This is a genomic window from Mycobacterium sp., from assembly GCF_019247615.1.
In the GTDB taxonomy this organism is placed as follows: Bacteria; Actinomycetota; Actinomycetes; order Mycobacteriales; family Mycobacteriaceae; genus Mycobacterium.
Genome location: NZ_JAFBAT010000173.1, coordinates 1 through 2,746, shown reverse-complemented (window position 1 = coordinate 2,746; position 2,746 = coordinate 1). Strand labels below are relative to the sequence as shown.

The following is a 2,746-nucleotide window of genomic DNA, read 5'->3' as shown; positions in this document are numbered from 1 at the left end:
GGTGGCCGCGGCCAGCGCCGTCGTCGCCGCCAAGGGCATCATCCGGTTCCCGGAATTGAACGCCCAGAAAAATTGCCCCGGCGAGGTCGGCATCGACGAGGTGACCGAGTACTTCCTGGTGGGCAGTTTCGCCAGTTGGCTGCTGGCCCTCGGCGGAATCGCTTTGGTACTGGCTACCTGAGGCGAGTTAATTGCAGGGGTAGCAAGCCCAACCGCGGTCGCCATTGCGCCAGTACCATCCCGGACCGCAGCCGTGGTCGCCGGTGGTTCCGTCACAGGCCAGCGGCTGCACCGTGGCCGCTGTCCCAGGGGTCGGCGGAACCACGGGATGGTAAGGAGTTTGGGCGGCGTGCGCGGGCGGAGCCACCGTGAAGACAAGGGCGGCAGCGAAGACGGCAGCGATTCTCGTTCGCATCTTGCTACTCCTATTCGGCTGGTTTGCGATACCAAACACTACGCCGGAGGTGGGCTATCCGAAAATGAAATGGAAGCATATTTTCACTTGCGGCCCCCGCCTGATCACTCACCGCAGCAGAGGCACCGCGGGCTCATATTCGCTGGAAGACCACCGACTAGAGCCGCTCGATGATCGTGACGTTGGCCGTGCCGCCGCCCTCGCACATCGTCTGCAGCCCGTAGCGGCCGCCGATGCGCTCGAGTTCGTTGAGCATGGTGGTGAACAGCTTGGCGCCCGTCGCACCCAGCGGGTGACCGAGCGCGATCGCGCCGCCATTGGGGTTGACCTTCTCGGGGTCGGCCTTGATCTCCTTGAGCCATGCCAGCACGACCGGGGCGAAGGCTTCGTTGATCTCGACGGTGTCGATGTCCTCGATGGATAGCCCGGTCCTGTCCAGCGCGTAGCGAGTGGCGGGTATGGGCCCGGTCAGCATGAACACCGGATCGGCGGCGCGGGCGCTGATGTGGTGGATGCGCGCGCGCGGCGTCAGGCCATGGTCCTTGACCGCCTGCTCGGAGGCCAGCAGCACCGCGCTGGCGCCGTCGGAAATCTGGCTGGCCATTGCCGCGGTCAGCCGGCCGCCCTCGACCAGTGGCTTCAGGCCGGCCATCTTCTCGAGCGAGGACTCGCGCGGACCCTCGTCGATTCGGAACGGGCCGGCGTCAGTTTCCACCGTGACGATTTCGTTTTCGAAGTGGCCACTCCGGATCGCCGCGAACGCGCGCTCGTGGCTTGTCAGCGAGTACCGCTCCATCTCTTCGCGTGACAGATTCCACTTCTCGGCGATCAGCTCCGAACCCCGGAACTGCGAAATCTCCTGATCGCCGTACCGGTGCAGCCACTGCTTGGACTCGTTGGTCGGCGAGGTGAACCCGAACTGCTCGCCGACCGTCATCGCCGACGAGATCGGGATCTGGCTCATGTTCTGCACGCCGCCGGCCACAATCAGATCGGCCGTGCCGGCCATGATGGCTTGCGCGCCAAACGAAATCGCCTGTTGGCTGGAGCCGCACTGCCGATCCACGGTTACGCCGGGAACCTCTTCGGGATAGCCGGCGGCCAGCCACGAGAGCCGGGCGATGTTGCCCGCCTGCGCCCCGATGGCGTCGACGCAACCGGCGATTACGTCGTCGACGGCGGCGGGGTCGACGTCGACGCGGTCCAGGAGTCCGCGCCACCCGACGGCACCCAAGTCGACGGGATGCATCCCGGCCAATGCGCCATTGCGCTTGCCGACCGCGGTACGTACAGCGTCGATGACGTACGCCTCTGCCATCTTTCAGACTCCTTCTTCTTTTTCTTTCGTAATTCCGCCCAGCAGGATGGCGAGATACTGCTGACCCACCTGCTCTGCGGTGAGCGGTCCGCCGGGTTGATACCAACGCACCGACACCCATGTGGTGTCCCGGATGAAACGGTAGACAAGGTCGACGTTGAGGTCCGGCCGGAAGTAGCCCTCATCGATGCCCTGATTGAGCACCTCGACCCACATCTTGCGCTGCTGGCGGTTCATGTCCTCGATGTAAGAGAACCGGGACTGCGACAACAGCCGTTTGGCCTCATCCTGATAGATGACGACCTGCGCATGCCGATGCTCGATCGCCTCGAACGACGCCATGAACAGCCCCTTGAGCCGCTCCAGCGGATTGGCCTCGCTGTCCACGATCTCGCGATAGCGGGCGAACAGCCAGTCCAGAAAGCTGCGCAACAACTCGTCGACCATCTCCTCTTTCGACGAGAAATGGTGATACAGGCTGCCGGACAGGATGCCGGCGCCGTCGGCGATGTCGCGCACGGTGGTGGCGCGCAATCCGCGCTCGGCGAACATGGCCGCGGCGAGCGCCAGCAACTCGTCTCGCCGGCTGTTCGCCTGGCCGGTCGCCCGCTCCACCCGATCAGGGTATCAACCAAGCGCTTGCTCGGCCATCAGCGAGGATGGCGGACCGGATATGTGCGCGGCGGAACCACGGCGCCTGCCGTGCGGGACCACCAGATCGTCGATCTGGCCGACCGGCGGAAAGACCGTTTCGAGATTTTTCGCAAAATCCGCCCGGACGCTGCGGAACCGTCGTACTGTTCCTGATGCAGCGAACTGCTCGCGTGTGACGAAGTGGTGACATGGCGGGCCACGCAGGCTTTATCTGCGTGTCGCAGCGGGGGTCCGGTTGAGGTGTACGGGAGGTCAACGGTTATGAGCTTTTTGACGATGCCGCCAGAGATCAATTCGGCGCGGATGTTTGCCGGTGCGGGTTCGGCACCGATGTTGGATGCGGCGGCGGCCTGGGAGGC

Annotated in this window: 3 protein-coding genes and 1 pseudogene; 2 read left to right on the top strand and 2 right to left on the bottom strand. The window is 64.6% G+C overall.

The window, feature by feature from the left end:
• Positions 1 to 181 (top strand): annotated as a pseudogene (locus JO059_RS11630) (hypothetical protein); the annotation flags it as partial.
• A gap of 391 nt (positions 182 to 572) precedes the next feature.
• Here the strand turns inward: JO059_RS11630 and fadA6 are convergent.
• Positions 573 to 1,733, bottom strand: a complete 1,161-nt coding sequence (gene fadA6 / locus JO059_RS11625) for a steroid 3-ketoacyl-CoA thiolase FadA6 (RefSeq protein WP_293318706.1) — start codon at positions 1,731 to 1,733, stop codon at positions 573 to 575.
• 3 nt (positions 1,734 to 1,736) lie between these two features.
• Positions 1,737 to 2,348: a TetR family transcriptional regulator KstR2 gene (gene kstR2 / locus JO059_RS11620; protein ID WP_293318704.1), complete on the bottom strand. Its 612-nt coding sequence runs from the start codon at positions 2,346 to 2,348 to the stop codon at positions 1,737 to 1,739.
• A gap of 300 nt (positions 2,349 to 2,648) precedes the next feature.
• Here kstR2 and JO059_RS11615 point away from each other — a divergent pair.
• Positions 2,649 to 2,746, top strand: a 98-nt coding sequence (locus JO059_RS11615; RefSeq protein WP_293318708.1) for a PPE domain-containing protein, incomplete at its 3' end; no start/stop codon positions are given.

Bases quoted from the DNA above. Each gene is read 5' to 3' on its own strand.
- fadA6 (WP_293318706.1), bottom strand. From the start codon at position 1,733: ATGGCAGAGGCGTACGTCATCGACGCTGTACGTACCGCGGTCGGCAAG.